Origin of the sequence: Deinococcus terrestris, from assembly GCF_009377345.1 — a bacterium.
In the GTDB taxonomy this organism is placed as follows: domain Bacteria; phylum Deinococcota; class Deinococci; order Deinococcales; family Deinococcaceae; genus Deinococcus; species Deinococcus terrestris.
Genome location: NZ_WBSL01000002.1, coordinates 165,457 through 189,511, shown reverse-complemented (window position 1 = coordinate 189,511; position 24,055 = coordinate 165,457). Strand labels below are relative to the sequence as shown.

At 71.0% G+C, this 24,055-nt stretch carries 20 protein-coding genes; 3 read left to right on the top strand and 17 right to left on the bottom strand.

Translation table 11 applies throughout. The features are described from left to right. Positions 1–3 precede the first annotated feature (3 nt). Both F8S09_RS07000 and F8S09_RS06995 read right to left on the bottom strand, forming a co-directional pair. Entirely contained in the window at positions 4–534 is a 531-nt protein-coding gene (locus F8S09_RS07000) for a DinB family protein (protein ID WP_152870514.1), read from the bottom strand. An 85-nt stretch (positions 535–619) separates the two neighbouring features. Continuing rightward, on the bottom strand, positions 620–2,455 hold the full coding sequence (locus F8S09_RS06995) for a S8 family serine peptidase (RefSeq protein ID WP_152870511.1): 1,836 nt from the start codon (positions 2,453–2,455) through the stop codon (positions 620–622). A gap of 157 nt (positions 2,456–2,612) precedes the next feature. Here F8S09_RS06995 and F8S09_RS06990 point away from each other — a divergent pair, with 157 nt between their 5' ends. Then, complete coding sequence (locus tag F8S09_RS06990; protein WP_152870508.1) at positions 2,613–5,081, top strand: tetratricopeptide repeat protein; 2,469 nt, start codon at positions 2,613–2,615, stop codon at positions 5,079–5,081. Positions 5,082–5,091: 10 nt separating this feature from the next. Here the strand turns inward: F8S09_RS06990 and F8S09_RS06985 are convergent, their stop codons facing one another. Beyond that, complete coding sequence (locus F8S09_RS06985; RefSeq protein WP_152870506.1) at positions 5,092–6,381, bottom strand: hydroxyacid-oxoacid transhydrogenase; 1,290 nt, start codon at positions 6,379–6,381, stop codon at positions 5,092–5,094. Between the two features lie 398 nt (positions 6,382–6,779). Between F8S09_RS06985 and F8S09_RS06980 the strand changes: the two genes are divergently transcribed. Both F8S09_RS06980 and F8S09_RS06975 read left to right on the top strand, forming a co-directional pair. Then, positions 6,780–8,489, top strand: coding sequence for a long-chain-fatty-acid--CoA ligase (locus tag F8S09_RS06980; RefSeq protein WP_152870504.1), 1,710 nt, complete (start codon positions 6,780–6,782; stop codon positions 8,487–8,489). Between the two features lie 352 nt (positions 8,490–8,841). Beyond that, positions 8,842–9,288, top strand: a complete 447-nt coding sequence (locus F8S09_RS06975) for a response regulator (protein WP_152870502.1) — start codon at positions 8,842–8,844, stop codon at positions 9,286–9,288. 4 nt (positions 9,289–9,292) lie between these two features. Here F8S09_RS06975 and F8S09_RS06970 read toward each other — a convergent pair whose 3' ends face one another. From F8S09_RS06970 to F8S09_RS06905, 14 genes are all read right to left on the bottom strand, one after another. After that, positions 9,293–10,369, bottom strand: a complete 1,077-nt coding sequence (locus F8S09_RS06970; protein ID WP_322618615.1) for a [LysW]-lysine hydrolase — start codon at positions 10,367–10,369, stop codon at positions 9,293–9,295. Then, positions 10,366–11,532: an aspartate aminotransferase family protein gene (locus tag F8S09_RS06965; RefSeq protein ID WP_152870500.1), complete on the bottom strand. Its 1,167-nt coding sequence runs from the start codon at positions 11,530–11,532 to the stop codon at positions 10,366–10,368. Before F8S09_RS06965 ends, F8S09_RS06970 begins: the two co-directional genes overlap by 4 nt. After that, the gene (locus F8S09_RS06960; protein ID WP_152870498.1) at positions 11,529–12,368 is read right to left on the bottom strand and encodes a [LysW]-aminoadipate kinase; all 840 of its coding nucleotides are present in this window, start codon (positions 12,366–12,368) and stop codon (positions 11,529–11,531) included. Before F8S09_RS06960 ends, F8S09_RS06965 begins: the two co-directional genes overlap by 4 nt. 85 nt (positions 12,369–12,453) lie before the next feature. Further along, on the bottom strand, positions 12,454–13,485 hold the full coding sequence (gene argC, locus F8S09_RS06955; RefSeq protein WP_322618614.1) for an N-acetyl-gamma-glutamyl-phosphate reductase: 1,032 nt from the start codon (positions 13,483–13,485) through the stop codon (positions 12,454–12,456). Further along, positions 13,482–14,363, bottom strand: coding sequence for a lysine biosynthesis protein LysX (lysX, locus tag F8S09_RS06950; RefSeq protein ID WP_322618613.1), 882 nt, complete (start codon positions 14,361–14,363; stop codon positions 13,482–13,484). The genes argC and lysX overlap by 4 nt, the downstream gene beginning before the upstream one ends. Continuing rightward, the gene (locus F8S09_RS06945) at positions 14,360–14,521 is read right to left on the bottom strand and encodes an alpha-aminoadipate/glutamate carrier protein LysW (protein WP_152870494.1); all 162 of its coding nucleotides are present in this window, start codon (positions 14,519–14,521) and stop codon (positions 14,360–14,362) included. The genes lysX and F8S09_RS06945 overlap by 4 nt, the downstream gene beginning before the upstream one ends. Before the next feature lie 18 nt (positions 14,522–14,539). After that, complete coding sequence (locus tag F8S09_RS06940) at positions 14,540–15,088, bottom strand: LeuD/DmdB family oxidoreductase small subunit (RefSeq protein WP_152870492.1); 549 nt, start codon at positions 15,086–15,088, stop codon at positions 14,540–14,542. A gap of 56 nt (positions 15,089–15,144) precedes the next feature. Further along, positions 15,145–16,431, bottom strand: coding sequence for a 3-isopropylmalate dehydratase large subunit (locus tag F8S09_RS06935; protein WP_152870491.1), 1,287 nt, complete (start codon positions 16,429–16,431; stop codon positions 15,145–15,147). An 11-nt stretch (positions 16,432–16,442) separates the two neighbouring features. Beyond that, the gene (lysS, locus tag F8S09_RS06930) at positions 16,443–17,612 is read right to left on the bottom strand and encodes a homocitrate synthase (RefSeq protein ID WP_152870489.1); all 1,170 of its coding nucleotides are present in this window, start codon (positions 17,610–17,612) and stop codon (positions 16,443–16,445) included. 260 nt (positions 17,613–17,872) lie between these two features. Next, a complete protein-coding gene (locus F8S09_RS06925) occupies positions 17,873–19,435 on the bottom strand; it encodes a bifunctional metallophosphatase/5'-nucleotidase (RefSeq protein ID WP_152870487.1) in 1,563 nt (520 codons plus the stop codon). A 109-nt stretch (positions 19,436–19,544) separates the two neighbouring features. Then, the gene (locus F8S09_RS06920) at positions 19,545–21,269 is read right to left on the bottom strand and encodes a S8 family peptidase (RefSeq protein WP_152870485.1); all 1,725 of its coding nucleotides are present in this window, start codon (positions 21,267–21,269) and stop codon (positions 19,545–19,547) included. Between the two features lie 88 nt (positions 21,270–21,357). Then, entirely contained in the window at positions 21,358–21,579 is a 222-nt protein-coding gene (locus tag F8S09_RS06915) for a DUF6766 family protein (protein WP_152870483.1), read from the bottom strand. A gap of 16 nt (positions 21,580–21,595) precedes the next feature. Then, a complete protein-coding gene (locus F8S09_RS06910) occupies positions 21,596–22,330 on the bottom strand; it encodes an IclR family transcriptional regulator (protein WP_322618612.1) in 735 nt (244 codons plus the stop codon). Positions 22,331–22,383: 53 nt separating this feature from the next. After that, a complete protein-coding gene (locus F8S09_RS06905) occupies positions 22,384–23,901 on the bottom strand; it encodes a tetratricopeptide repeat-containing diguanylate cyclase (RefSeq protein ID WP_152870481.1) in 1,518 nt (505 codons plus the stop codon). Between the last annotated feature and the right edge of the window lie 154 nt (positions 23,902–24,055).

The following is a 24,055-nucleotide window of genomic DNA, read 5'->3' as shown; positions in this document are numbered from 1 at the left end:
CGCCTAGCCTGCCCCCTCCAGTTGCCGCCGGTGGTGCCCGACGTGATAGGCGGCCATCCTGAGCCAGTCCAGCGCAGTCAGGTCGCCCATGAAGGGGTGAAACAAGGTCCGCTCCGGGTCGTCCCCGGCCCCTTCCGCCAGCGTCAGCAGTTGCGTTCGCACCGCCGCGTGCCGCTCCGCCAGGGCCTCCCAGGGCTGATCCGGTCCGGGGCGGGTGCCCTCCGGAGCCTGACGCTTGCCGCCCACCTCCTTGCCGGGAACGCGCGGCGTGGGCCGCAGGGGACGGTCAGAGGCCAGCAGCGCAGCGATTCGCGCGCTGCTCTCGTTGACGAGGAGGACGTGCTCGGCCTCCTGCGCGGCGGTCCACTCGCGGCCAGGCAGGAGCTTGTGCCAGCGGTCCTGCGCACGAGCGACAGTGGCCTCGAAGGCGTCCAGCTCGCGGGTGAGCCGCGCCGCCACTTCGTCCCCCGTCGTGCCAAGGCGGCGCAGCCCGGCGGCGGCCTGGGCCCACGCTTCTTCTTGCGGTTGGGTCATGCCGCAGTGTAGGGCGCCCGCATACCAGAGAGGCGGAAGAGAACCCGGCGTGGGTTCCACCTCCCCCTCTCGTGACGGCTGGTCTTTAGCGGCGCACCAGCTTGTCCACCTCGGCGGTGCCCGTGTAGGTCGTGGACCCGTTGAGGAAACCCTTTAGAACAACCTTCCAGCTCCCGGCCACCGGGCTGGGGATGCTGACGGCCTCGCCCGTGCTGGTGCCCTGGGCGCTGGAGCCGACGAGGCGTCCGGCGGGGTCGTAGACCTCCAGGTCGAGGTCGTAAGCGGGGTTGCCCCACTCGGTCGCCACCCGCAGGGCCGAGGCACCGCTGGGCACGCTGATCGTCTGGGTGTGCTGGGCGGTCATCACGCAGTTCAGGAGGGGAACGCAGACGCTGGGAGCCACCGTGCCGGTCCAGCCGGGAAGGGCGGTGGTCTGGAGGGTGTAGCGGCTGGTGTTCAGGCGCACGGCCTCGCGGACGGCGGCGTTGGCGTCCACGTAGCCGTAGCCTACTTCCCACAGCTCACGCCTCTTGGTCACGACTTGGTTGGGGTCGAGGCCGTTCGTGCTGGTCTGGGTGTAGTACATCGGGCGGCTGGTCTTCTTGAAGATCTCCAGCACACGGTCGAGGTTGAGGGTGGGATTGACCTGAAGCATCAACGCCACGACGCCGCTGATGTGGGGGGTCGCCATGCTGGTGCCGCTGATGGTCGAGTAGAGCGGGTTGTCGAGGTCAGGGACGGTGGTCGCGGCCAGTCCGGTGAGCGCACGGGCGGCGCTGATGTCCACGCCGGGGGCAGTCACGTCGGGGTGAACCAGCGTGTCCCCAGCACGGCCCCGGGAGCTGAAGTCGGCGAGATAGCCCTGCTTGTCGCCTGCCGCCACACTCAGCACACAGGGGCTCGCCGAGTAGGGGTTGAGCGTGTTGGCGCCCGGTCCCTCGTTGCCCGATGCAAAGGTCACGATGATGCCCGCGTCGTAGGCCCGCTTGGCCGCCAGGCTGATGGGGTTGTAGGGGGCGAACTCGCCGCTCGAGCCCCAGGAGTTGCTGATCACGCGGATGTTATGGGTTTCGCGGATTTCCGGCTTCAGCACGTAGTCGAAGCCCTCCAGCGCGTACAGGATGCTCAGGGCGTCCCCCGCCCCCACACCTACCAGGGTCGCGCCGGGCGCCACGCCCTGCCGCTTGTTCGCCCCTTCCGACGCCGCCCCGCTGCCGCCGATGGTGCTCGCGACGTGTGTGCCGTGGCCGCTGGAGGTGTCGGTGTTGGGCAGCTTGACGTGCAGGTAGCCGCCCACGCCGAGGTCCACGACCGGGCCGACCAGCTTCACGTTCTCCGCCATGTGGCTCAGGTCGGCGTGCGTGCCGTCCACCCCCGAGTCGATGATCGCCACGCCCACGCCTTTGCCGTCCACCCCGTAAGCACTGCGGGCCACGTCCGCGCCGATGTACGAGACGCTCTCCTTGAGCAGGTACCGCAGCGGGGCGTCCTGATAGATCGACACCAGACCGGGTAGGTTCGCCTGAAGGTTCTCGATCAGGTCTGGGGTGACCAGCAGCTTGGCCGCCACGACGGGTAGGTTCTCCAGCGCCCCCAGGCCCTTGCCGAGGTCCAACGGCAGGTTCGAGTCCATCCAGTGGACCGCGCGGCCCTTGCTGGTGTCGTCCACGAACGAGAGGATCAGGGTGCCGACCTGCCCGTAGCTCATGCTGCTGTCCACCTGCACGCCCGAGGGGGCCGTCGCATACAAGGCCTGGCACTCGGAGAGGGTGGTGGAGGCCGTGGTCTTCACGGCCTGGGTCTGGAGGGTGGCGCCCTGCGCAGTGGGGCTGCTCTGGGAAGTGCGGACGGTCGGGGTGCTTTGCCCACAAGCGGCGAGGAGGACGGTCAGGCTCAGGGCGGCGGGGGTCAGGTTCTTCATGGGCGGTCCTCCGGAACTGGGGTAAGCGGCGAGTGGATCGGGGCTGACTTGAAGGTTGGAGTTATTCCAACAAACCCGGCTCAAAAAAAACGCAAACGCTCATGCCAGACGAGGTTTCTGGGAGTTGTATGAAGCAATGCTTTACACTGGGGTTGCGATGCCTCTGCCCCCGTGCCTGCTTCAACGGCTGTCTTCCCTGCCCACCCGGATCGTGGCTCCCGTAGAGGTGGGGGCCGGGCAAGAGGAGCTGACAGAGTGGGCCCAAGGTCATAACCTGCCCGTCTGGCGCGACCCTCCGCCTCCCGGCGAGGCCCGCTGGCTGTGGTGGCCGCGCTCACGCCGAGAGCTGGCCGTCTGGAGCGAACAGGCGGATTCTCTGGAGACAACCCCCCTGGCCCTGAGTGGCGCCGAACTGCGGTTGACTCAGAAAGAGTGGCGGGATGCCCTGGGAGGGGACCCGACTTGGGCCGACCACACCTTTGAACTGGCGCAGGGCTGGCCTGCGGCCCTGGAGGTGGCCCGTGGGCTGGCGGGTCACCTCCCTGAGGAGGAATGGGAGGAATGGTTCCGCCACCCCCTCGCCGACGTGCGGCTGCCTCCCCTCCTTCCGCCCACCGAGCTCCGGGAGGCGGCCCGCGCCCTGGCCCTGACCCCGCTCGTCACTCCAGAGGTCGCGGCGCGGCTGGGGGTGGCCTCTTCACAGTTGGAAGCCCTGGCGGACGGCGGTTGGGTGTGGCCTGCCGCCGGGGGCTGGAGCCTGCCCGGGGTGCTGCGGCGCTGGTTGTGCCCCCTGCCGGATCCGGCCCTCGCCCGCGAGGTGGCGGGGCTGCTGCACCGGGCCGGACGCACGCCCCAGGCCCTGACCCTGCTGCGCGAGGCGGGGGCCTGGGACGACCTGCTGACCTTGCAGGCCCGCGAGCTGCGGGTGGGCGCGGGGCCCGACGCGCTGCGGGCGGCGTTGCGCGGCCTGCCTCCTTTCTGGCGCGAGCAGCCCGCCGCGCTGTACCTCGCCGGATTGCTGGCCCGCGCCTGCGGCGACCCCACCCGTGCCGAGGAACTGTACAGCCGCGCCCTGCCGGACCTGCCCCCCGCGCTGCGGCCCTTGGCCCTGAACGCCCGTGGGGTTGTGCGGGCGATGCGCGGTGAGTCGGCCGGGGCGCTGGAGGATCTCGGAGGCGCAGCGCGGGCGGGCGGTCTGACCGGGGGCGAGGCCGCGCACAACCGCGCGACCCTGCTCGTGCAGCTTGGCCGTCATGCTGAGGCCGAGCGCGACCTCGGTGACGCGGTGGCTGCCTTCCGCGAGGCGGGCGACCTGGGGCGCGAGGCCCGCAGCCTGGAAGCCCTGGGAACGCTGCACTTCGGCCGGGGCCTGTTGACCGAGGCCCTGGGTCCCTACGGGCAGGCGCTGGCGCTGCTGGAAGATCACCGCCCCGAAGCGAGCGCCCTGACCCATGTCAATCTCGCTGAGGTCCACGCACTGCTCGACGACCCTGGGCAGGCCCGCAGCCACCTCACCCGTGCCCGTGCGCTGAGCACCGACCCCGACCTGCGCGGTTGGGTCGCGCGGGTGCAGGCGCTGCTTGCCCTGCAAGGCGGACACCCCCGCACCGCCCGCACCCTGCTGGAGCAAACCCCGACCGAGGACCCCAGCCTGCGGGCTGAAACCGCGCTGCTGCTGGCCCGCACCTGCCGCGAACTCGGCGACCCCGACGCCGCCCACGCGGCGCTGGAGGAGGCCCGGCCGCTGGGCCTGCGGGCCGACCTCGAAGCGGCCCTCCAAGGCGAGAGGGATCTCAGCGCTGTGGTCGAGGAGGCCCGACGTGAGGATGCCCGCCTGGAACTCGCCACCGCCCTGCTGCATCGGGGGACGCCTGAGGACCTGACCGAAGCGCTCGCCCTGATCCGCACCCACGGCTACCGGCCACTGCTGCGCGGGGGCACGGCGCACCGCCTGGTCGCCCACGCCGGGGATGAGGTCACCCGCGCCCTCTTCCCGTTGGAGGTCCGGGTGCTGGGGCCACTGCGGGTCACGCAGGCTGGACGGGTCTGGGAGTCGGGCGACTTTCCCACCCGCAAAAGCGCGGCGCTGCTGGTGGCCCTCGCCCTTTCAGGGCGCTCGCAGCCGCGCGAGGCGCTGGCCGAGCGCTTCTGGCCCGGTGCCAAGAATCCGGTCGCCAGCCTCCAGACTGCGATCTACCATCTGCGCAGCACCTTCGGGGTCAGTCTGATCAGCAGTGCACGGGGGCGCCTCACCCTGACCTTCCCGGTGCGCAGCGACCTCGCCGACCTGTATGCCGCCGTCACCGACCGCGATCCGGACCGCCTTGGGGCGCTGATTCGCCAGGAGGCCGTCCCGCCCACCGTCCTGCCCGACCTCGCCGCCGAGCTGCACGAGGAACGGGAACTCGCCGAGCGGCTGGTGCTCGACGCCCTGCAGGTGTACGCCGTCGCCCAGCCCGGCGACAGTGTGGAGCGCCGCGACGCCTTGCGGGCCTTGATCGGCGCCGATCCCCTGGACGTGGGAGCACGCGGCCAACTGATCGACTGGCACCTGGCCCGTGGCGAGCACGAAAGCGCGTCCCAGGAACGGGTCCGCCTGGAAGAAGTCCAGCGCGAACTCGAATAACAGGGTGTGGCTACAACGACGCCCGCAGAATGGCCTCCAGGTCGGCGGCGCTCGGCGTGCGGGGGGCCACCGCTAGGAGCCGCTGCTGTTTCAAGGCCCCCTCCACCAGGGCGGGCAGGTCGGCCTCGCCGTACCCCAGTTCGGTCAGGGTGGTGGGCGCCCCCACGTCGCGCATTAGGTCCCACAATGCGTTCGGCAGGGCGTCCTCATCATCCGGGGTGTACTCGCGCCCAGTCAGCAGGGAGGCGGCCCGCACATGCTTCTCCGGGTCCGCCGCGAAGGTGAAGCGGAAGGCAGCGGGCGCGGTCACGATCACGCTGTAGCCGTGCGGCACGAAAGCGTGGTCCTGCGGATACCCGGCTGCCCGGTAGGTGTGCCGCAGCCCCGCAATGGGGTACGCGCAGGCATGCGGAAGATGCACCCCCGCCGACCCGAACCCCACCCCCGCCATCGTCGCGGAGAGCATCATGAAGCCTCTCGCCTCCAGGTCGTCGGGGTCGGCCACCGCCCGGCGCAGGTACTCGCCGCCCAAGCGCAGCGCCTGCGCCGACCACACGTCCGCGACCGGATTGCTGCCCTGGTAGGGGGGGCGGGCGGCGGGCGACTCCGGCCGGGGACGCGAGGTGTAAGGGCGGCTCAGCAGGCTCTCGGCCGCGTGGCACACCACATCCAGCCCCGCCGAGGCAATCACGCCTGCCGGGGCCGTGCGGGTGAGTTCGGGGTCCACCAGCGCCTGCGCGGGCCGCAGATACCTGTGGCTGATGCCGCTCTTGATCCCCAGCTCCGGCAGGTCGAGGATCGCCACCGTGGTCGCCTCCGACCCCGACCCCGCCGTCGTGGGAATCGCCAGCAGCGGGCGCAGCGGCCCCGGCACGGTCCGGCCCCCACCCACCGGGGCATTCACCCAGTCCATCACCGCGCCGCCGTGGGTGGCGAGCAGGTTGGCGACTTTCGCCGTGTCGAGGGTCGAGCCGCCCCCCAGTCCCACGAAGCCGTCAGCCCCCGCTTCCCGTGCCGCCGCCCCCGCCCGCTCCAGGCTGGGGAGGTCCGGTTCGACCCGCACATCGGTATAGAGGACGACTTCCACCCCGGCTCCGCGCAGGCTCTCCAGCACGCGCTCCACTGCCCCGCTGTGCGCCAGCGCCGGGTCCAGCACCACGAAAGCGCGGCGCATTCCCAGCCGGGCCGCCTCCCAGCCCGCATCATCGGCCGCGCCGGGACCGAACTTGAAGGGGGTGGCCTCGACGGTAAAGAGGGTTTCGTGGAGCGTCTCAGGGGTAAGGGTAGGGGGCTGGGACATGGGTGAACCTCCTGCGCTTCAGCCTACGGGGTCCAGGCGGCAGGGGAGGTACGGACGTTCCTGCCCGCACCCCCTTCTGGACAAGCCCGTGAGACGCGGGCCGGAGGACCCGTGACCGAAGAACGGTGCCCTCCAACTGGACTTGCAGGGCTGCGCCGCAGAGGGAGCAGGCCAGGGGAGGGATGGACGCCCCGCAGCGACGTGGCATCGTCAGGTGCCGCAATGATCCGGAAGCCATCTGCACGGAACCATACCGTTGCTCGTCACGTGACGAGCAACGCCGCGTCTTTGCCGCAGACGCCCCATGCCCTACACTCGGGGCACGCACAATTCACGCTCGGGCTGCCCGTCTCCCGGCCTCGGGGGCAGGTGGCCCGGCTCTCCCCCGGAGGTTTCTCATGTCGCACGACCCCGAACTCCACCTGCCCACCGAGCCTCCCCGCCCGGTCGCTCCGGCCACCCGCACGGCGGGCCGCTACTGGCCCCCCGGCAAGCCGCGTCAACTGACGCTGCCGCGCACCGGGCTGATGCACAACCTGCGCGTGTCGGCCGAGCGGTATCCCGACAAGGCGGCGATGTGGTTCTACGGCCGTGAGCTGAGTTACCGCGAACTGCGCGAGTCTGCCGAGCGCCTCGCCGGGCACCTCGCCGCGCAGGGGGTCAGCAAGGGGGACCGGGTGGCGGTGTGGATGCAGAACAGCCCCGCTTGGGCCGTCGCCGCGCACGCCATCTGGCACCTCGGGGCGGTCGTGGTGCCGCTCGCGCCCATGCTCCAGGCCCGCGAGTTCGGTTTTTTCCTGCAAGACGCGGGCATCCGGGCCGGTGTGGTGGGCGCCGAGCTGTACGAGAAGGCCAAGCAGGCGGGCCTCGCGCACGCGGTCGTTGCCAACGTCATGGTCGGGACCGACGCGGAACGGGCCGGAATTCCGCTCCCCACCGAGCTGGACGTGACCCCGGAGCTGCACCCCGGCGACGTGACCCTGGAAGAGGCCCTGCAGGCTGCCTCTGCCCCCGCCGCCGAGGTCGGCCCCGACGATCTGGCGGTCATGCCCTATACCAGCGGCACGACCGGGCTGCCCAAGGGCTGCATGCACACCCACCGCAGCGTGCAGGCGAACGTCTTCGGGGCCGGGGCCTGGGTAGACGGCACGGTCGAGGACGTGTTTCTGGCCTCGCTGCCCTTCTTCCACGTCACCGGCTTCATCAACAGCTTGCTCGCGCCCCTCAACGGTGGCGGCACCATCGTGGCACTGGCCCGCTGGGACCGGGACGCGGCCCGGCACCTCATCCGCGACCGGGGCGTCACCCTCTGGACGAACACGGCCACGATGGTGATCGACCTGATGGCCTCCCCCCATTTCAATCCGGCGGACCTCGCCAGCCTGCGGAACGTGACGGGCGGCGGCGCGAGCCTCCCGGCGGCGATCGGGCAGCGGCTGCTCGACCTGACCGGCATCACCTTCACCGAGGGCTACGGCCTGACCGAGACGATGGCGCAGTCGCACTCCAACCCCAAGGGGCGCCAGAAGCTGCAATGCCTGGGCATCGCCCTGTTCGGCGTCGACGCCCGCGTCCTCGATCTCGACACCGGGCGCCAGTTGCCTCCCGGCGAGGTCGGCGAGATCGTGATGCACGGCGAACAGGTCATGCAGGGCTACTGGAACCGCCCCGAGGCGACCGCCGAGGCCTTTGTCGAACTGGACGGCAAACGCTTTTTCCGCTCCGGTGACCTGGGCTACATGGACGAGGAGGGCTATTTCTTCTTCACCGACCGCCTCAAGCGCATGGTGAATGTGTCGGGCATGAAGGTCTGGCCCGCCGAGGTCGAGAACCTGTTGCACGGCCACCCCGCCATTCAGGAAGCCTGCGTGATCTCGGTGCCCGACGAGCGCACCGGGGAACGCGCCCGCGCCCTGATCGTGCTAAGACCCGGCGAGCAGGCCACCGCCGAGGAGATCGAGGCCTGGGCCAGAACCCAGATGGCAACTTACAAGGTGCCGCGCGACTACGAGTTCGTGGAGAGCCTGCCGCGTGGAGCGACGGGCAAGGTGGCGTGGCGCCCCCTACAGGAGCAGGCCCGCGCCGCGATGGCTGCCCATCAGGGCTAGCCGCTGCCAGCTCTGGCAAGGTCATTCCGGGTGGTGCCCGGCAATCGTCGCAAGTTCGGGAGCAGGTCATGAGCAGGCGCCTCTCCACTCCACTTCCCTGACAGGAAGGGGGGGGTGGCGCCTGGGACAGTCATGTCTCGGCGGCGCCGTCAGCACCAGTTCCGGGAGAGGATTGCCCCACCAGGGGCCGTTTCCCCCGTCGGACGCGGCCACTTCTAAAGGCAGGCTTCATGCAATGGGCACCGATGGGCACTGAGCGCTCACTATTTTTGGCGTATTTTCAAGCGTCCGGGTGCCGGGGGTGCTTCCCTCAGCCTCGCTCAGTTTCTGCCCCCAGGAGTCCGCCTGCCCCATGACGTCCACCAAGCCCATCGAGATCCTGCTGGTCGAGGACAACCCGGCCGACATTCTGCTCACGGAAGAGGCCTTTGAAGAGGCCCACTTTCCCCACCGCCTGCATATCGCCCGCGACGGGGTCGACGCGCTGGCCTTCTTGCGGCGCGAGGGTCCCTACGCGGGGACCGCCACGCCCGACGTGATCTTGCTCGACCTGAACATGCCGCGCATGGGTGGGCTGGAAGTCCTTGACGTGCTGAAGGTCGACGACGCGCTGCGGAATATCCCGGTGGTGGTCCTGACGACCTCCCGCGCCGAGGGCGACATCTGGCGGTCGTACAACCTCCACGCCAACGCCTACATCCCCAAGCCGGTCACCATCAGCGAGTTCGTGGACGTGATCAAGTCCTTCGGGACCTTCTGGTTCGCCACGGCGGCGCTGTCGCCCAAGGAGCGGCCCTGACCCATCAGCGGTGCAGTTCGGCCAGGACGGATTCAAGCACGTCCACTGCCCGCCCGTACTCCGCGAGGCAGAGGCGTTCGTGTGGCGTGTGGTCGAGCGCCGCGTCGCCCGGCCCATAGGCGACCACCGGGCAGCCCCACACCGGGCCGACCACGTTCAGGTCGGCCGTGCCCGTCTTAAGCACCAGCCCCGGCTGCTCCCCCTGCGCCCGGATCGCGCGGGTGAAGGTGCGGACCAGGGGCGAGGTGCGGTCGGTTTGAAAGGCGGGGCACTGCCCCAGCACCTCCAGCGTGAGGGCGGGGAGGTCGGCCGCCAGTCCGCGCAGGCCCTCCAGTACCGGGCCGGGTGGGTGCGCGGGGGGCAGCCGCAGGTGCAGTTCCGCGACCGACGTCTCGGTCCGGCCGTCGCTGGCGGTGTTCAGGTGCAGCAGCGTGGGCTGAAGCTGGTCAAAGACGCGGGGCTCGTGCCCGGTGAGGTCCGAGGCCCAGCCCTCCACCCGCCGCCAGAAGGCCACCATCGTCTCTGCCGCCGTGCGCCGCTGGTGGGCGGAGTGTCCACAGGGCACCGCGAGCCGCGCCCGCAGCCGCAGCGACCCCTTATACCCCAGGGTGACCCGCCGCCAGTCGCTGGGCTCGCCCACGATGCAGAAGTCCGGGGCGTACTCGGCCAGCGCGTGGTGCGCTCCCTTGCTGGAGGACGCCTCCTCCTCCACGCAGCCCACGACGACGACCTGGCCGCGCACGTCATCCCGCCGGGCCAGCCGCGCCGCCGCGCTCACGAAGGCGGCGAGCGCTCCCTTGGCGTCCACCGCGCCCCGGCCATGCAGCACGCCGTCCTCGACCCTCACCGGAAGGTCGCCGGGCACGGTGTCGATGTGGCCCAGCAGGACGGTCTGCGGCGAGCCGTGGCCCAGCACGCCGACCGCGTTTCCAGCGCCGTCTGTAGAGGAGGTCAGGCCCAGTTCCGTCATCCTCTCCACCAACCAGCCCACGGCGTCCCCCTCCTGCCCGGAGAGGCTGGGAATGGCGACGAGGCCGTGGACAAGGGCTTCCTCGGCGGTGAGGACAGGAGCGAGTGTCACGCCAGCACCTCGTCCACCGCCTGCACGACCTGTTCCAGCTCGGCGTCCGAGATCACCAGCGGGGGCAGCAGCCGCAGCACGCTCGGCCCGGCGGGGAGGGCGAGGACGCCGCGCTCCTGAAGGGCGGCCAGGTGGGGCGCCACCCGGTCGCGCAGTTCCAGCCCGACCATCAGGCCCCGCCCGCGCACCTCGCGGATGCGGCGGTGGGGGAGCGCCCGGAGCCGGTCTATCAGCCACTCACCCTTTCGGGCAGCCTCGGCGGGCAGATTCTCCTCGCGCAGGATGTCCAGCACCGCCCGCGCCGCCGCGCACGCCAGCGGATTGCCCCCGAAGGTCGAGCCGTGGGTACCGGGCGTCATCTGCGCCACGCGCGGGCCGAGGGCCACCGCCCCCATCGGCACGCCGCCCGCGATGGCCTTGCCCAGAATCAGGAGGTCGGGTTCCAGCCCAGTGTGCTCGCAGGCGAACATCCGCCCGGTGCGCCCGAAGCCGGTCTGCACCTCGTCAGTCAGCAGCAGGGCGCCGCGCTCCCGGCACAGCCGCTGGGCCCCGCGCAGGAACTCCTCGGAGGCGGGCCGCACCCCACCCTCGCCCTGCACGACTTCCAGCAGGACGGCGGCGGTCGTGTCGGTGATCGCCGCCTCCAGCGCCGCCAGATTGCCGTAGGGGACGTGCCCGAACTCCGGCACCAGCGGCGCGAAAGGCTCGCGGTAGTGGGCCTCCCAGGTCGCGCTGAGTGCGCCCAGCGTGCGCCCGTGAAAGCCCCGCATCGCCGCGACGACGCCGGGGCGCCCGGTGCTCGCGCGGGCGAACTTGATGGCCGCCTCCACGGCCTCCGCGCCGGAGTTGCACAGGAAGATTCGGTCCAGCCCGGCGGGCAGCACCCCGGCCAGTTCGGAGAGGTAGACCGCCCGCACGTCGTTGTGCACGGCTTCCTGACAGGTCACCAGCGTGGCGGCCTGCGTCTGCACAGCGGCCACCACGCGGGGGTGACTGTGCCCCACGTTCGCCACCCCTTGCCCGGAGGCGCAGTCGAGGTAAGCCCGGCCCGCGTCGTCCCAGAGGGTCGCCTCCTGCCCGCGCACCAGCGTGAGGGGCCGCTTGGCATAGACGCCCGTGCCGTGCCGGGCTTCCAGCGTGCGGGGGTCCAGGGTGACGGTCATGCGGGCCCCGCCCCGGCGAGTGGCGTGCCCAGCACGGTGCCGTGCCCGGCGAGCGCGTCGCCAACAGGTGCAGCCCGGCGGCCATCCCCGATCACGACGGTGGGCACGCCTGCCGTCAGAGCCTCACCCGCGCCCAGCACCTTGCGCTTCATGCGGCCTTGCGCCCAGCCCAGCGCCTCCTCGACCCCGTGGGCGGGGACGTGCCCGACCAGGCTGCCCTCGTCGGGGTAGGAGCGCAGCAGTCCGGGCACGTTGCTGAGCAGCAGCAGCGTTCCGGCCCCCACCGCCCCCGCGACGGCCGCCGCCGCCCGGTCCCCGTCCACGTTGAGGAGTTCGCCCCGGTCACTGATCGCCAGCGGCGCGATCACCGGGAGGTATCCAGCGTCCAGCAGCAGGCGCAGCAACTCGCCGTTCGCCGCCGTCACCGTACCCGTCCAGTCGTCGCGCACCAGGCGCACCCGGCCCCCCTCCACGCTGCGCTGCACCTCCTTGCGCCGCGCCCGCAGCAGGCGGCCGTCCGCCCCGCTGAGGCCCAGCGCGTTCACGCCGAGGCCCTGCAAGGTTTCGACCAGCAGGCGGTTTACGCGGGCGGTCGCCATCGCAAAAATCTCCAGCGTGCGGCGGTCGGTGTAGCGGCTCACGTGGCCGGAGGGGGCCGTCAGCGTGCGTGAGGGGTGGCCCAGCGCGGCGGCCAGGGCGTCCGTTTCCGCCGATCCGCCGTGCACGACGACGAGGGAGCGGCCCGAGTGCCACTGCGCGGCGAGGTCGTGGCACAGCGCCTGCTGGTCCATGCCTTCGGCGCCGCCGATCTTGATGACGAGGGAGGAGGGAGTCATGAGAGGGAAAAGTCCTTTCACCCTCTGCGGAAAGAGGGCCTAGCGAGGTCAGGGGTGAGGGGTAATCAGATCGGCTGGCTTGCACTCACACCGGATGCAGCCCGATCAACCGCAGCCCGGTCATTTCCGGCCAGCCGTGCATGAGGTTCAGGCACTGCACCGCCGTCCCCGCCGCGCCTTTCATCAGGTTGTCGAGGGCGCAGAGGGCAACCACGCGGCCCGTGCGGGGGTCCACGCTCCAGCCCACGTCCGCGGCGTTGGTGCCCGCCAGAATCTTGGGTTCGGGGTGGCGGTAGTTGCCGCCCTTTTCATGGACGATGCGGACGAACGGCTCGGCGCTGTAGGTCGTGCGGTACACCTTCCAGAGCTGGCGGTCCTCCAGCGGTTCGCGCAGCCAAGCGTGGACGGTCGCCAGCGCTCCGCGCACGAGTTCCACCGACGTGACCGACAGTTCGGCGTCCACCCCCAGCACCTGCCGCACTTCGGCGGTGTGGCGGTGGCCGGTGGGCGCAAAGGAGCGCACGACGTGGGAGCGCTCGGGGTGGTGGCTGGACTCGCTCGCCCGGTCGCCGCCCTCCGAGGAGCCGACCTTCACGTCGGCCACGATGGGCCGCGCAGGGTCCAGCAGCCCGGCCCGCACCAGTGGCAGCAGCGCGAGGTTCACGGCGGTCGCGTTGCACCCCACGCCGGAGACGTACCGCGCCTCGCGGATGGCCTCCCGGTTCGCCTCTGGCAGTCCATAGGCAAAGCGTCCCAGCCACTCGGGAGCCGGATGTTCGCGCCCGTACCATTCGCGGTAGGCCGCCGCGTCGTCCAGCCGGAAGTCGGCCGAGCAGTCAATCAGGCGGGGCGCGAGGGTGGAAAGATGCTCAATCTGCTCCGCCGCGTACCCGTGCGGCAGGGCCGTGAACAGCACGTCGCACTCGGGCAACTCCGCGAGCGGCACGAAGCGCAGGTCGGTCCATCCCCGCAGGTTGGGATGCGTGGACGCCACGTACTGCCCGGCCCGGCGCTCGGACGTGACCGCCACGACCTCCACCTCCGGATGCCCCAGCAGCAGCCGCAGCAGCTCGCCGCCCACGTAACCGGAGCCGCCCGCGATGGCGACCCGGATCACGCCACCGCCTCCGGGGCCGGGGCCGCCGCCCGTGCCTGCGCGAGCAGGTAGTCAATCATCGCGCCCGGAATATCCACCCCGGTCGTGTCGATGGAGTTGCGGAATTCCATCGTGTGGTTGACCTCGTTCACGAGCAGCTCGCCGTCCGCTGTCTCCAGCACGTCTACGGCCAGGATGCCGCCGCCCACCGCCCGCGCCGCCCGCAGCGCCAGCTCGCCCACGCCGCCCGTTAGCGGGCAGTTCGACGCCTGCCCGCCCCGCGCCGTGTTCGTGATCCAGTGCGCTGAGCTGCGGTAGATCGCCGCGACCGGCTCGTCGCCCACCACGAAGGCGCGGATGTCGCGGCCCGGCTTGCGGACGTGCTCCTGCACGTAATAGATGTGCTGTTGCCATGAGCCCAGCACTTGCAAGTGCTCCAGCACGGCCTCGGCCGCGTCGCGGTCGTTCACGCGGGACACCAGGCGGCCCCACGAGCCCACCACGGGCTTGAGCACCGCCGGATAGCCCAGCCGTTCCACCGCCTCCAACGCGGCCTCCGGCGTGAAGGCGATCAGGGTCCGGGGGGTGGGCACGCCCGCCACCTCCAGCGCCTGGGTCGTGCGAAACTTGTCCCCGCACGTCTCCACGACCGCCGCCGGATTCACGCAGTGCACCCCCCGCGCTTCCAGCGCCCGCAGGGTGTAGAGGGTCCGCCCGTAGGAAATGGACCGTTCCAGCACGGTGTCACAAGGAAACTCACGCTCTCGCAGATCGAACACGAGGTCGCCGTCGTCTATCCGGGTATAGGCCACCCGGCGGCGGTCGAGTTCCGCGAGCAGCAGTTTCTCCTCCGCGCGGATGCGCGACACGAGGACGCCGAGGCGGGGACTGCTGGTCACTCGCCCCAGTCCTCTTCAACCGAGGGCGCGAGGGCCAGTTCGACCGGCGACACCGACAGCACTTCCAGCTCGGCGCCGCAGTCGGGGCAGGGGATAATCTCGCCTTCAATCACGTCGGCGGCGATGGTGAGGGGAGCGTCGCATTCGGGGCAGGTCATGGGGAACTCCTTGGGGGGCTAGAAGGGTGAGAGGGGCGAGGGCACGCCGGGAAAGCGCCCGTGCGTGCGGTAGTAGGGCACGATGCCGCCCGCCTGCCAGACCTCGCGCATCCAGGCGGGAGGCTGGGGGAGCCGAAGCTCGCCGCGCCCGGTGTGTAGGACGGCCGCGTCGAGGTCGAGGTGGACCCGTTCGCCGTCCTCCAGATCGGTCAGGTCGGCCTCGAAAACGGGGATGCCGAGGTTCAGCGCGTTGCGGAAGAAGATGCGGGCGAAGCTGGGGGCGATGATCGCGCCGACTTCCACGAGCTTCAGGGCTTGCGGGGCGTACTCGCGCGAGGACCCGCAGCCGAAGTTGTTCCCCGCGACGATCAGGTCGCCGGGCTGCACCGTCGGGGCGAACTCGGGCCGCGCTTCGATAAAGGGCGCCTTGCGCAGCTCCGCCTCCGAGGTCATGTAGGGGGCAAAGCGCCCCGGCACGATCTGGTCGGTGTTCACGTCCGCGCCGAAGCGCCAGACGCGGGCGGTGCGGGTGGGTGGGGTCAGGGTGAGGGAAGTGGTCAGGGTCATGGATACCTCGGGGGGAGTGGGGGGCTGGAAGCTGGCGGCTGGACGCTTGGACGCTCTCAAGCCGGACTCGCCCCCAGCGCACGCGGATCGGTCAGAAATCCCGTCACGGCGGTAGCGGCGGCCACCTCCGGCGAGCCGAGGTAGATTTGCGCTTCCGGGCTGCCCATCCGGCCCCGGAAGTTGCGGTTGCCGGTAAACAGGCACACGTCGCCGGGGGCCAGCACGCCCATGTGCCGCCCGATGCACGCGCCGCAGCCGGGCGTGCCGATGGCCGCGCCCGCCTCCAGCAGTACGCTCAGGGTGCCGTCCTCGGCGGCCTGCTGAAGCGCTTGCGACGACGCGGGCACCACGATCAAGCGCACCCCCCGCGCCACCCGCCGCCCGCGCAGAATCCGGGCCGCCGCTGCCATGTCCTCGTGGCGCCCGTTGGTGCAGGTGCCCAGGTACACGACATTCACGGCGATGGGGTCCCCGCCCGCCACCGCGCCGAGGTCGGTCACGTTGTCCACGAAGCTGGGGGCGGCAATCTGCGGCTCCAGGGCGCCGAGGTCAACCTCCAGCACCCGGCGGTAGCTCGCGCCGGGCTGCACGCCGAACCACTCCGGCACGTCGTAACTTGCCAGCGCCGGACCCGTGGGGGCGACGATTCCGGCCTTCGCGCCGACCTCCACCGCCATGCTCGTCAGGGTGGTGCGCTCGCCCAGCGTGAAGGCGTCGAAGCCGTGGTACTCGACGGCCTCGTAGGTGGCGCCGTCGGCCCGCAGTTCGCGGGCGATGTGCAGGGCCACGTCCTTGGCGGAGACGCCGGGGCGCAGCTCCCCACGGGCACGCACCAGCACCGTCTCCGGCACCCGCAGCCACGTCTGCCCGGTCGCCAGCGCAAGGGCGATATCGGTCGCGCCCATCCCAGTCCCGAAGGCCCCCGCCGCGCCATACGCGGTCGAGTGCGAGTCCGAGCCCACGACCAGCATGCCGGGCCGCGCCAGCCGCTCCTCCAGAATCACCTGATGGCAGATGCCCCGGCCCGTCTCGAAGAAGTGGGGGAGGTCCTGTTCTATCGCCCAGCGCCGCACCCCGTCCTGCGCGGTCGCGGTCTGGATGGTGGCGGCGGGCGCCACATGGTCGATGGCGACGGCCACCCGCTCGCGGTCCCACACGCCAGCGGCCCCCAGGTCCCCGGTCAGGATGCGAATCACGGCGGGCGCGATGGAGTCGTGGACCATCGCCAGGTCCACCGCGCAGGTGACGACCTCGCCCGCGAAGGTGGGCCGCCCGCAGGCGTGCGAGAGAATCTGTTCGGCCAGCGTCTGTGCTGGCTGGGTCTGGGGTGGAGAGAGAGTCATATCAGGTCCTTTCAGGCGTTGGAGGCGAGGGCCGTCGGGGCGGGCAACGTCCCGGCGAAGGCGAGAATCAGCGCGTCCAGCTCGGCGTCTGCCAGCGCCCCGGCATCGGCGGCGGCCTTGACCTGGGCGGTCAGGCGGCGCAGGTCGGCGGGGGAGAGGTGGACGCCCAGCCCGGCGGCGCGGTGGGCGACGGCGTGGCGCCCGGTGAGGCGGCTCCCGCTCAGCAGGTGCCGCTCGCGCCCGAACACGCCGGGGTCCAGCGCCTCGTACGCCCGTGGCTCGCGCAGCACGGCGTTGGTGTGCAGTCCGGCCTTGTGGGTAAAGGCCGTCTCGCCCGTGATGCAGGCGTTGAAGGGAATGTTCACGCCCACCATCTCCGCGACCAGGGCGTCCAGGGCAGGCAGCGCCGCGAGGTCGTAGGCACCGACCAGCGCGGGGTTCGAGAGGTACAGCCGGGCGATCAGCCCCGACAGCGGCGCGATGCCGTTGCGCTCGCCGATGCCCAGCACGGTCACGTTGAGGTGGGTGGCCCCCGCCTCGAACGCGGCGGCGGCGTTGGCGACCGCGCAGCCGCCGTCGTTGTGGCCGTGGAACTCGATGTCGCAGCGCACCGCTGCCCGCACCGTGCCCACCAGCCGCTCCACCTCGCGCGGGGTGGCGACCCCCACCGTGTCGGCCACGCCCACCCGGTCCACCCCGCAGGCGTCCACGGCGGTGTAGACCCGCAGCAGGTCGGCCGTCTCGGTGCGGAAGGCATCCTCGCAGGAAAAGCGCACCTCCACCCCCGCGTTCTGCGCGAGCCGGATGGCCGCGAGCGCGTCAGCCAGCAGCCCCTCCACGCTGCGCCCGTGGCTGGCCTCCCGCAGCACCGCCGAGGTGCCGAACAACAGGTTCACCCCGTCCGCACCGCAGTCCAGTGCCCGGCGCACGTCGTCCTCGTGGCATCGGACGTGGGTCACCACGCGGGCCGAGAGGCCCAGCCCCACCAGCGCCCGCAGGTCGCGCTCGCTGCCCGGCGAGGCCACGGGCGAGGTGTGTTCGAGGTACTCCACCCCGAAGGCGTCGAGGGCGCGGGCCAGCCGCAGTTTCTGCTCGGGGCTGAAGTGCGCGGCGGCGAACTGCTCACCTTCGCGCAGGGTGGTGTCCACGATCAGGGGGCGGCGCGGCAGGGTCGGGGTCATGTCTCTCTCCAGGGTTGGGGGTGGGATGAGGGGCAAACAAAGCCCCGCCTGCTCGGGTCAGGCGGGGGCACACGTCTCACGACAGCAGCGGCTCACCTCACCCTGGGGGCGCGGTGGGTTTTTTGCTGGCGGTTGCGAGAACGGTCATGCGTCGAAGGTTACAAATAGATAATAAAAATGTCAATAGATTTACATCTGATAACTGCATCTACGAAAAAAGGGCGCACCCGCAGGCACGCCCCTTCTGACCAGCTCTTTCCTCAGCGCGGCTCGTTCACCAGCATGATGCGGCCTTCCGGCTGCGCGTCAATGGTGGGGTTGGCCTTGAGGTAGTTCACCAGAATGTCGATGTCGAGGGTGCCGGTGTCCAGGCGGCGGCCCTGCGCGTTCTTGAACACGTCGAAGCCGTCGCCACCGTTGGCGGTGAAGGTGTTCATGGCGACCGTGTAGGTCTGCGTGTCGCTCAGCGGCTGGCCGTTCAGCGTGACCGAGGTGACGCGGCTTCCGGCAGGGCGGGCAAGGTCGAAGGTGTAGCTCATCCCCTTGGACACATGCAGGAATTGGCCCTTGTTCTCGCTCCAGGTCGCCACGCCGTGCTCCAGCGCCCGCTTGATCTCGGCACCCGTGAGGTCGAGGATCGTCAGCGTGTTGCCGAAAGGCTGCACGGTGATCGCTTCCTCGAAGGTGATCGGCCCCGCGTCGATGGAGGAGCGCACGCCGCCCCCGTTGATAAAGGCGATCTGTGCCCCGGCCCGCTGCCCGGCGGCGAGCGCCGCGTCGGCCAGCACGTTCGCCATGCCGCTCTCGCGCTTGCGGACAATCTCGCGGGCACCGTTCAGGCCCGCCGTGGTCGTGCCGACCACCTGACGGCGCAGGTTGGCGATGGGCACGCTGAGCGTCTCGATCATGCGCTTGGAGGTGGGGTCCTCGGCGACCGCCGCCGACACCACGATGGGATTGCCCTCAAAGCTGTCCACCGCGCCCGCGTCGTTGAAGGTGACTTTCAGGCGGCCCAGCACCTTGCCCCACTCCCAGGCGGCGACCAGCAGGGTGCGGTTGCCGTCGGGGTTGGGCACGATGGTCGGATAGGGGCCTTCGGGAGCCGGGAAGTCCTTGTTGTCGAAGGTGCCCAGCAGCGTGTGCGAGTGCCCGCCCACGATCACGTCGATGCCGGGCACCGTCCGGGCGACCTGCTGCTCGACCGTGTAGCCCAGGTGCGACACCAGCACAATCTTGTTGATGCCCTGGTCCTGAAGGGCCTTCACGCTGTTGTTCAGGCTGCCCATGAGTTCCAGCATCTTCACGTTCGGGCCGGGCGAGCTGATCAGCGGCAGGTCGGGCGTCACGGCGCCGATCACGCCCACCCGGTCGCCGCCCACGCTCATGATCGCGTAGGGCTTGATCAGGTCCCGCAGCAGCGGCTCGGCGCTGAGGTCGAGGTTGGAAGCCAGCAGCGGGAACTGCGCCTTCTGAGCGAAGCGGGCCAGCGCCTCCGGGCCGTTGTCGAACTCGTGGTTGCCCACGGCCATCGCCTGATAGCCCTGGTAGTTCATGAACAGCACGTCCGCGAGGCCCTGGTAGACGTTGTAGAACAGCGTCCCCTGGAAGGTGTCGCCGCCCGAGAGGATCAGCGGATTGGTGTCCTGCGCGGCGTACTGCTTGATCAGGGTGGTCTGGCGGGCGTAGCCGCCGTAGGTGCCCTCCCCGATCTTGACCGGGTCGAGGTGCCCGTGCAGGTCGTCGGTGTGGAGGATGGTGACGGTGAGGGGCGCGGCCGTGGCAACGGAGCCCAGCAGCGCGGCGGTCAGGAACCAGCGTTTCATAGCGGGTTCATGATAGGCGCAGGAGGCTGGCGGTGGGTGATGCCAGGGTCAGCCCGGCAGGACGGGGCGGTAGACCCACACTTAGAGTCCGCCGCCCCCCCCCTCCCACTCAGCGCTGCGTCTGGATGTTCACCCCGCTCAGGTTGCCACTGATCTGCACATTGCGCGTCCCAGTGACCGTCTCGTTTGGGTTGGTCAACGTGACGCGGGCGTTCAGGGTGTATGTCCCCGCCGCGAGGCCGTTCAGGCTGTAGTTGATTGCCCGCTGCCCCTGCGGCAGCGTGCCCGTGAAGGTCTTGCTCGTCACGACGCTGCCGCCGCGCCGCGCCTCCACGAGGAGGGAGTAATTACGGTTGGCGGGCGGCGTGGCCGTGAGGCGTTCGGCCTGAGCAATCGCGCCCTCCACATTCAGAATCCGCTGCCCCCCCGCCGACCGCGCTCCCGCCGTCAGCGCCTGCCGGACCTGCGCTGCCGTCAGGCTCGGGAAGGCCCCGCGCAGCAGCGACGCCGCGCCGCTGACTTGCGGGGCCGCCTCGCTGGTCCCGGCCCGCAGGGTGTAACGCCCCAGGCCCACGGTGGTCAGCGTGAGGATGTCGTAGTCGCTGGTCACGTAGCAGTTCGGGCCACCCGTGCCCGCGTTGCCCCCCGGCGCGACGAGGTCCAGCGCCTTTTGCCCCGCGACGGGCCGGGCACTGTAGCAGGCCAGGCTGTCCTCGCGCCCGAGGGCGCCCACGGCGAGTACGTTGGGATCGCTGGCGGGGTAGAAGATGCCAGTGTTCGGTGCTTGATCCAGAACCTCTTCATTTGGTCTGTTGCCCGCCGCTGCGACGACAATGACATCACGGGCGGCAGCGTTGGCGAGGGCCTGGGCAATGGTCGGGTCAGCGGGGGCAGGACGTCCGTCCTTGCCCGCGAACCCCAGGCTAAGGTTGATGACCCGCGCTCCCTGCCTCACCGCGTAGTTCAATCCCGCCGTCAGGCTGGCGCTGGTCGCCCCGGAGATGCGGCCGTCGGTCCCGAACACCTTGACCGGCAGCACCGTGCCGCCCCAGGTCAGCGCGGCGATGCCCTGACCGTTGTTGGTGTTGGCGGCGATGATCCCAGCCGAACTTGTGCCGTGCCCCACGTCGCCCGCTGTGACCTCGGCGGGGTCGTCGTCGGTGCCCTGGCAAGCGTCCCCGACCAACCGCGAGCAGAAGTCCCGCCCCTGCCGCAGCCGCCCGGACAGCTCAGGGTGCGAGCGGTCCACCCCGGTGTCCAGAACCGCCGTCAGCACGCCCGACTTGCGCTTGCCCAGGGCCTCCAGCCGGTTCCACCCCTCCAGCGCCCGGATGCGCGTCAGATAATCCTGATCGTAGAGGTAGGGGCGGCCCGGCACCGCCAGCCCCGGACCCGCCGGGAATCCGGGATCGTTGGGCACCGCCAGCGGGCGGTAGATCAGGTTGGGCTGCACGTCCAGCCCCGCCGCCGCGAGCCGTTGCGCGAATGCCTCGTCACCCTCGCCCGCCGGGGTCGCCGCCCGGCTGAGGTCGGTGCCGGGCACGGCCTGGAGGGTCAGGCCCGACAGCACCGAGAGGCCCTGTGCCCCCAGCCCGCCCGTCCCCGCGTCCGCGTCCCGGACCAGCACCTCGCCGGGGACGTGCGGCAGCGCCCAGAGGGCTTCCAGCTCGGCGCCCGTCAGCGACGCCGCGCCCGCTCCCGGCAGCAGCACCTGCCCGCTGACCGAGTAGGTCGGGGTGCCGGGGTTCGGAGTGCCAGGAGTCGGGGTGCTGGGGGACGTGCCGCAGCCGACGAGCAGGGCACCCAGCAGCGCGGAACCGATCAGCTTTTGCATGCTTCCAGTGTGCGCCCGGTGAGAAGCTGCCGGATGACTCGGGCGTGAATGGGACGGTCAGACGGGCGTCAGTTCCCGTCTGCTGGGGTCACTTTCCGGTGTGGCGGTGCGGGGCCTCTACCTTTTTAGACTCGGCGGAGCCGCGCTCGCGCAGGAAGATAATAAGCGCCACCATCGCCCCGACCGACAGAAACTTGCTCTGCCCGCTCTGGAAAGGCCGTTGCCAGAAGTCCGCACTGCTCAGAAACCTCAGGGCCGAGATGGGACGCGCCGTGCAGGGCTTTTTCCCGCTGGTCCTCGGAAGGATCACGTCCCACAGTGTTGGGCTATCGCGGGGGCGGTGGGCGACGGTATCCCAACTCCCACTCCACCTCCGCCGCTGCTGCGTGCAGGGTCGCCAGCAGCGTCTCGCGCCCGCGCAACCGGGCGGTCGGCAGGCTGACGCCCAGCGCGGCGAGCACCTCCCCGCCCGCCCCGCGCAGGGGCACGGCCAGGCCCCCGGTGCCTACGGCCCACTCGTCGGCGGTTTCCGCGTGCCCGGCGTGGCGGATGGCGGCGGCCCCGGTCTCCCACACGGCGGGGTCCGTCAGGGTCTGCGCCGTGTAGACCGGGGCAGGGGAGGGAAGAGGCCGCCCCGCCAGCGCCAGCAGCAGCTTGCCGCTCGCGGTGGCGTGCGCGGGCAACTCGAAGTCCAGCTCCCCGGCCACGGGCGGCCCGTCCCGGCCCTGCACGCTGCGGGCCACGCACAGCAGCCGCCCGCTCTCTCCAGGTGGGCCGTCCAGCACGCACAAAAAGGCCAGCAGGTGGGTTCCCCGCGCCACCCGCTCCATCGCCGCGTGGGCGGGGGCGTACCAGGGCAGGCTGCCGTACAGGGCTGAACTCAGCTTTAGCAGCCGCCATCCCAGCCGGTAGCGGCCCCGGCCCACCCGCGTCAGCAGGCCGGTGTCGGTCAGCGCTTCCAGTTGCTCGTGCAGGGTGGAGGTCGGCCGTCCCAGCGTCCGGGCGAGGTCGGAGAGGTGCCACTCGGTGTGGTCGGCGTCGAACAGTTCGAGCAGGCGCACGGCCGCCGCGACGGTGCCCCGCCCGGCCCCCGGTGTCCCGTTGCGGGAGGGTTTCAGGCGTCCACCTCTAGCTGTTCCTCCCAGACCCGGACCTGATTGCGCCCGGCGCGTTTGGCCGCGTACATCGCCTGATCGGCTCGGCGCAGGCCCTCCGGGAGCGGCACCCCGGCCACCGTGACCCCGACGCTGAGGGTGACGGGGACAGCAGCCCCCAACTCGTCCCAGCCGCGCTTCTCGCAGGCCCGCCGCGCCCCTTCCAGCCTCCGGGAGAGCCCGGCGGCGTCCGCTCCCACCCGCGCCGCCACGAACTCGTCCCCACCGAGGCGGGCCAGCAGGTCGCCCGCGCCCAGATGGGCCTGCAGCAGGGCCGTCACCCCGCGCAGCACCGCGTCGCCCACGTCGTGGCCGTGGGCGTCGTTGACCTCCTTGAAGTGGTCCACGTCCACGAAGGCGAGGGTGATCCTGCGCCCAGCCTCCAGATTCTCCCGGCTCCAGGCCACGAAATGGCGGCGGTTGGGCAGCCCGGTGAGGTCGTCGCGCAGGCTGAGTTCGGCGGCCTCGCGGTGCAGCGAGCGCAGCGTCTGCGCCTCGGCCCAGAACTGCTCGGCGGTCCGGCGCGTCTCCTCGGTGCGGTGCATGGTTTCCGTGACCTTGAGGCCCATGTCCTGCTCGCGCCTGTGGCGCTCGCGCACGCAGTCCAGCAGGGCGCGGAACACGCGGGCCGCCCCCTGGAAGTCCCCCAGCCGTTCCAGCGCGTGGGCCTGCGTTTCCAGAAAGTCGTCGCGCATGTCGTCGCGCCCGGCGAGCCACCCGGAGAGGGCGTCCAGCCCCGTCAGCGCCCGCGCGGGGTCGCCGTGCAGCGCCTCCAGTTTCGCGGCGAAGAAGCGCAGGGTGTCGTGGCTGTCGGCAGGCAGGCCAGGGGGAAGGTCCGTGACGAGGTGCCGGGCCGCCTCCAGGTCTCCAGCGGCGGCGATTCGCAGGGCCTGCTGACTGACGGTGCCCACCCAGTACGGCCACGCCCGCGCCTCCCGCACCAGCCGGGTCGCCTGTGCGAGCAGGGCGTCGCTGCGCTCCCGCTCCCCCAGCTCCGCGTACACCACGCTGAGGTTGAAGCTCGCCAGCCCGAGGTTGGCCCGGTGGGCCTCTCCCGCTTCCTGAAACACCTGATAGGCCATCTGATAGCGCAGCAGCGCCCGCTGCGGATCGTCCCAGACCAGCAGCACGCCGATGTCGTTGTGGGCCAGCCCCTCCATCTCGGGGTCGTGGGCCTCGCGGGCCAGCGTCAGTTGGCTCTGGAAGGCCGTGAGGGCGGCGTCACCCCGCCCCAGGTTGAGCAGCACCACCCCCCGCACGTTCGCGGCGCGGGCGGCCCAGACGGGTGGGGCCTCCTCCATCCGCGCGTCGGCCCGCTCCAGGCACAAGAAGGCCTCGTCGTACTGGGCGTCGCGCCAGTGCAGGTAGGCCCGCAGGACCTCGTGCCCCACGCTTCTGGGCTGCTCCTCGGCCGTCTCCAGGGCCAGCGCCCGGTCACTCATACGCACGGCCCAGGCCCGCTCCAGACGGCTCCACATGAGAGGAGTATGCCGGGCCGACTCTTGCAGCAGTAGCACACTTCCACACGTTTTCCGGCTCAGGCGGAAAGGGGCCTGACAGCGCTGCGGCGCGGCGCGACGATAGAGACGTTTTCCCCCTCCCGGACGCCCACCCTCCCGGCCCAGTCGCCGC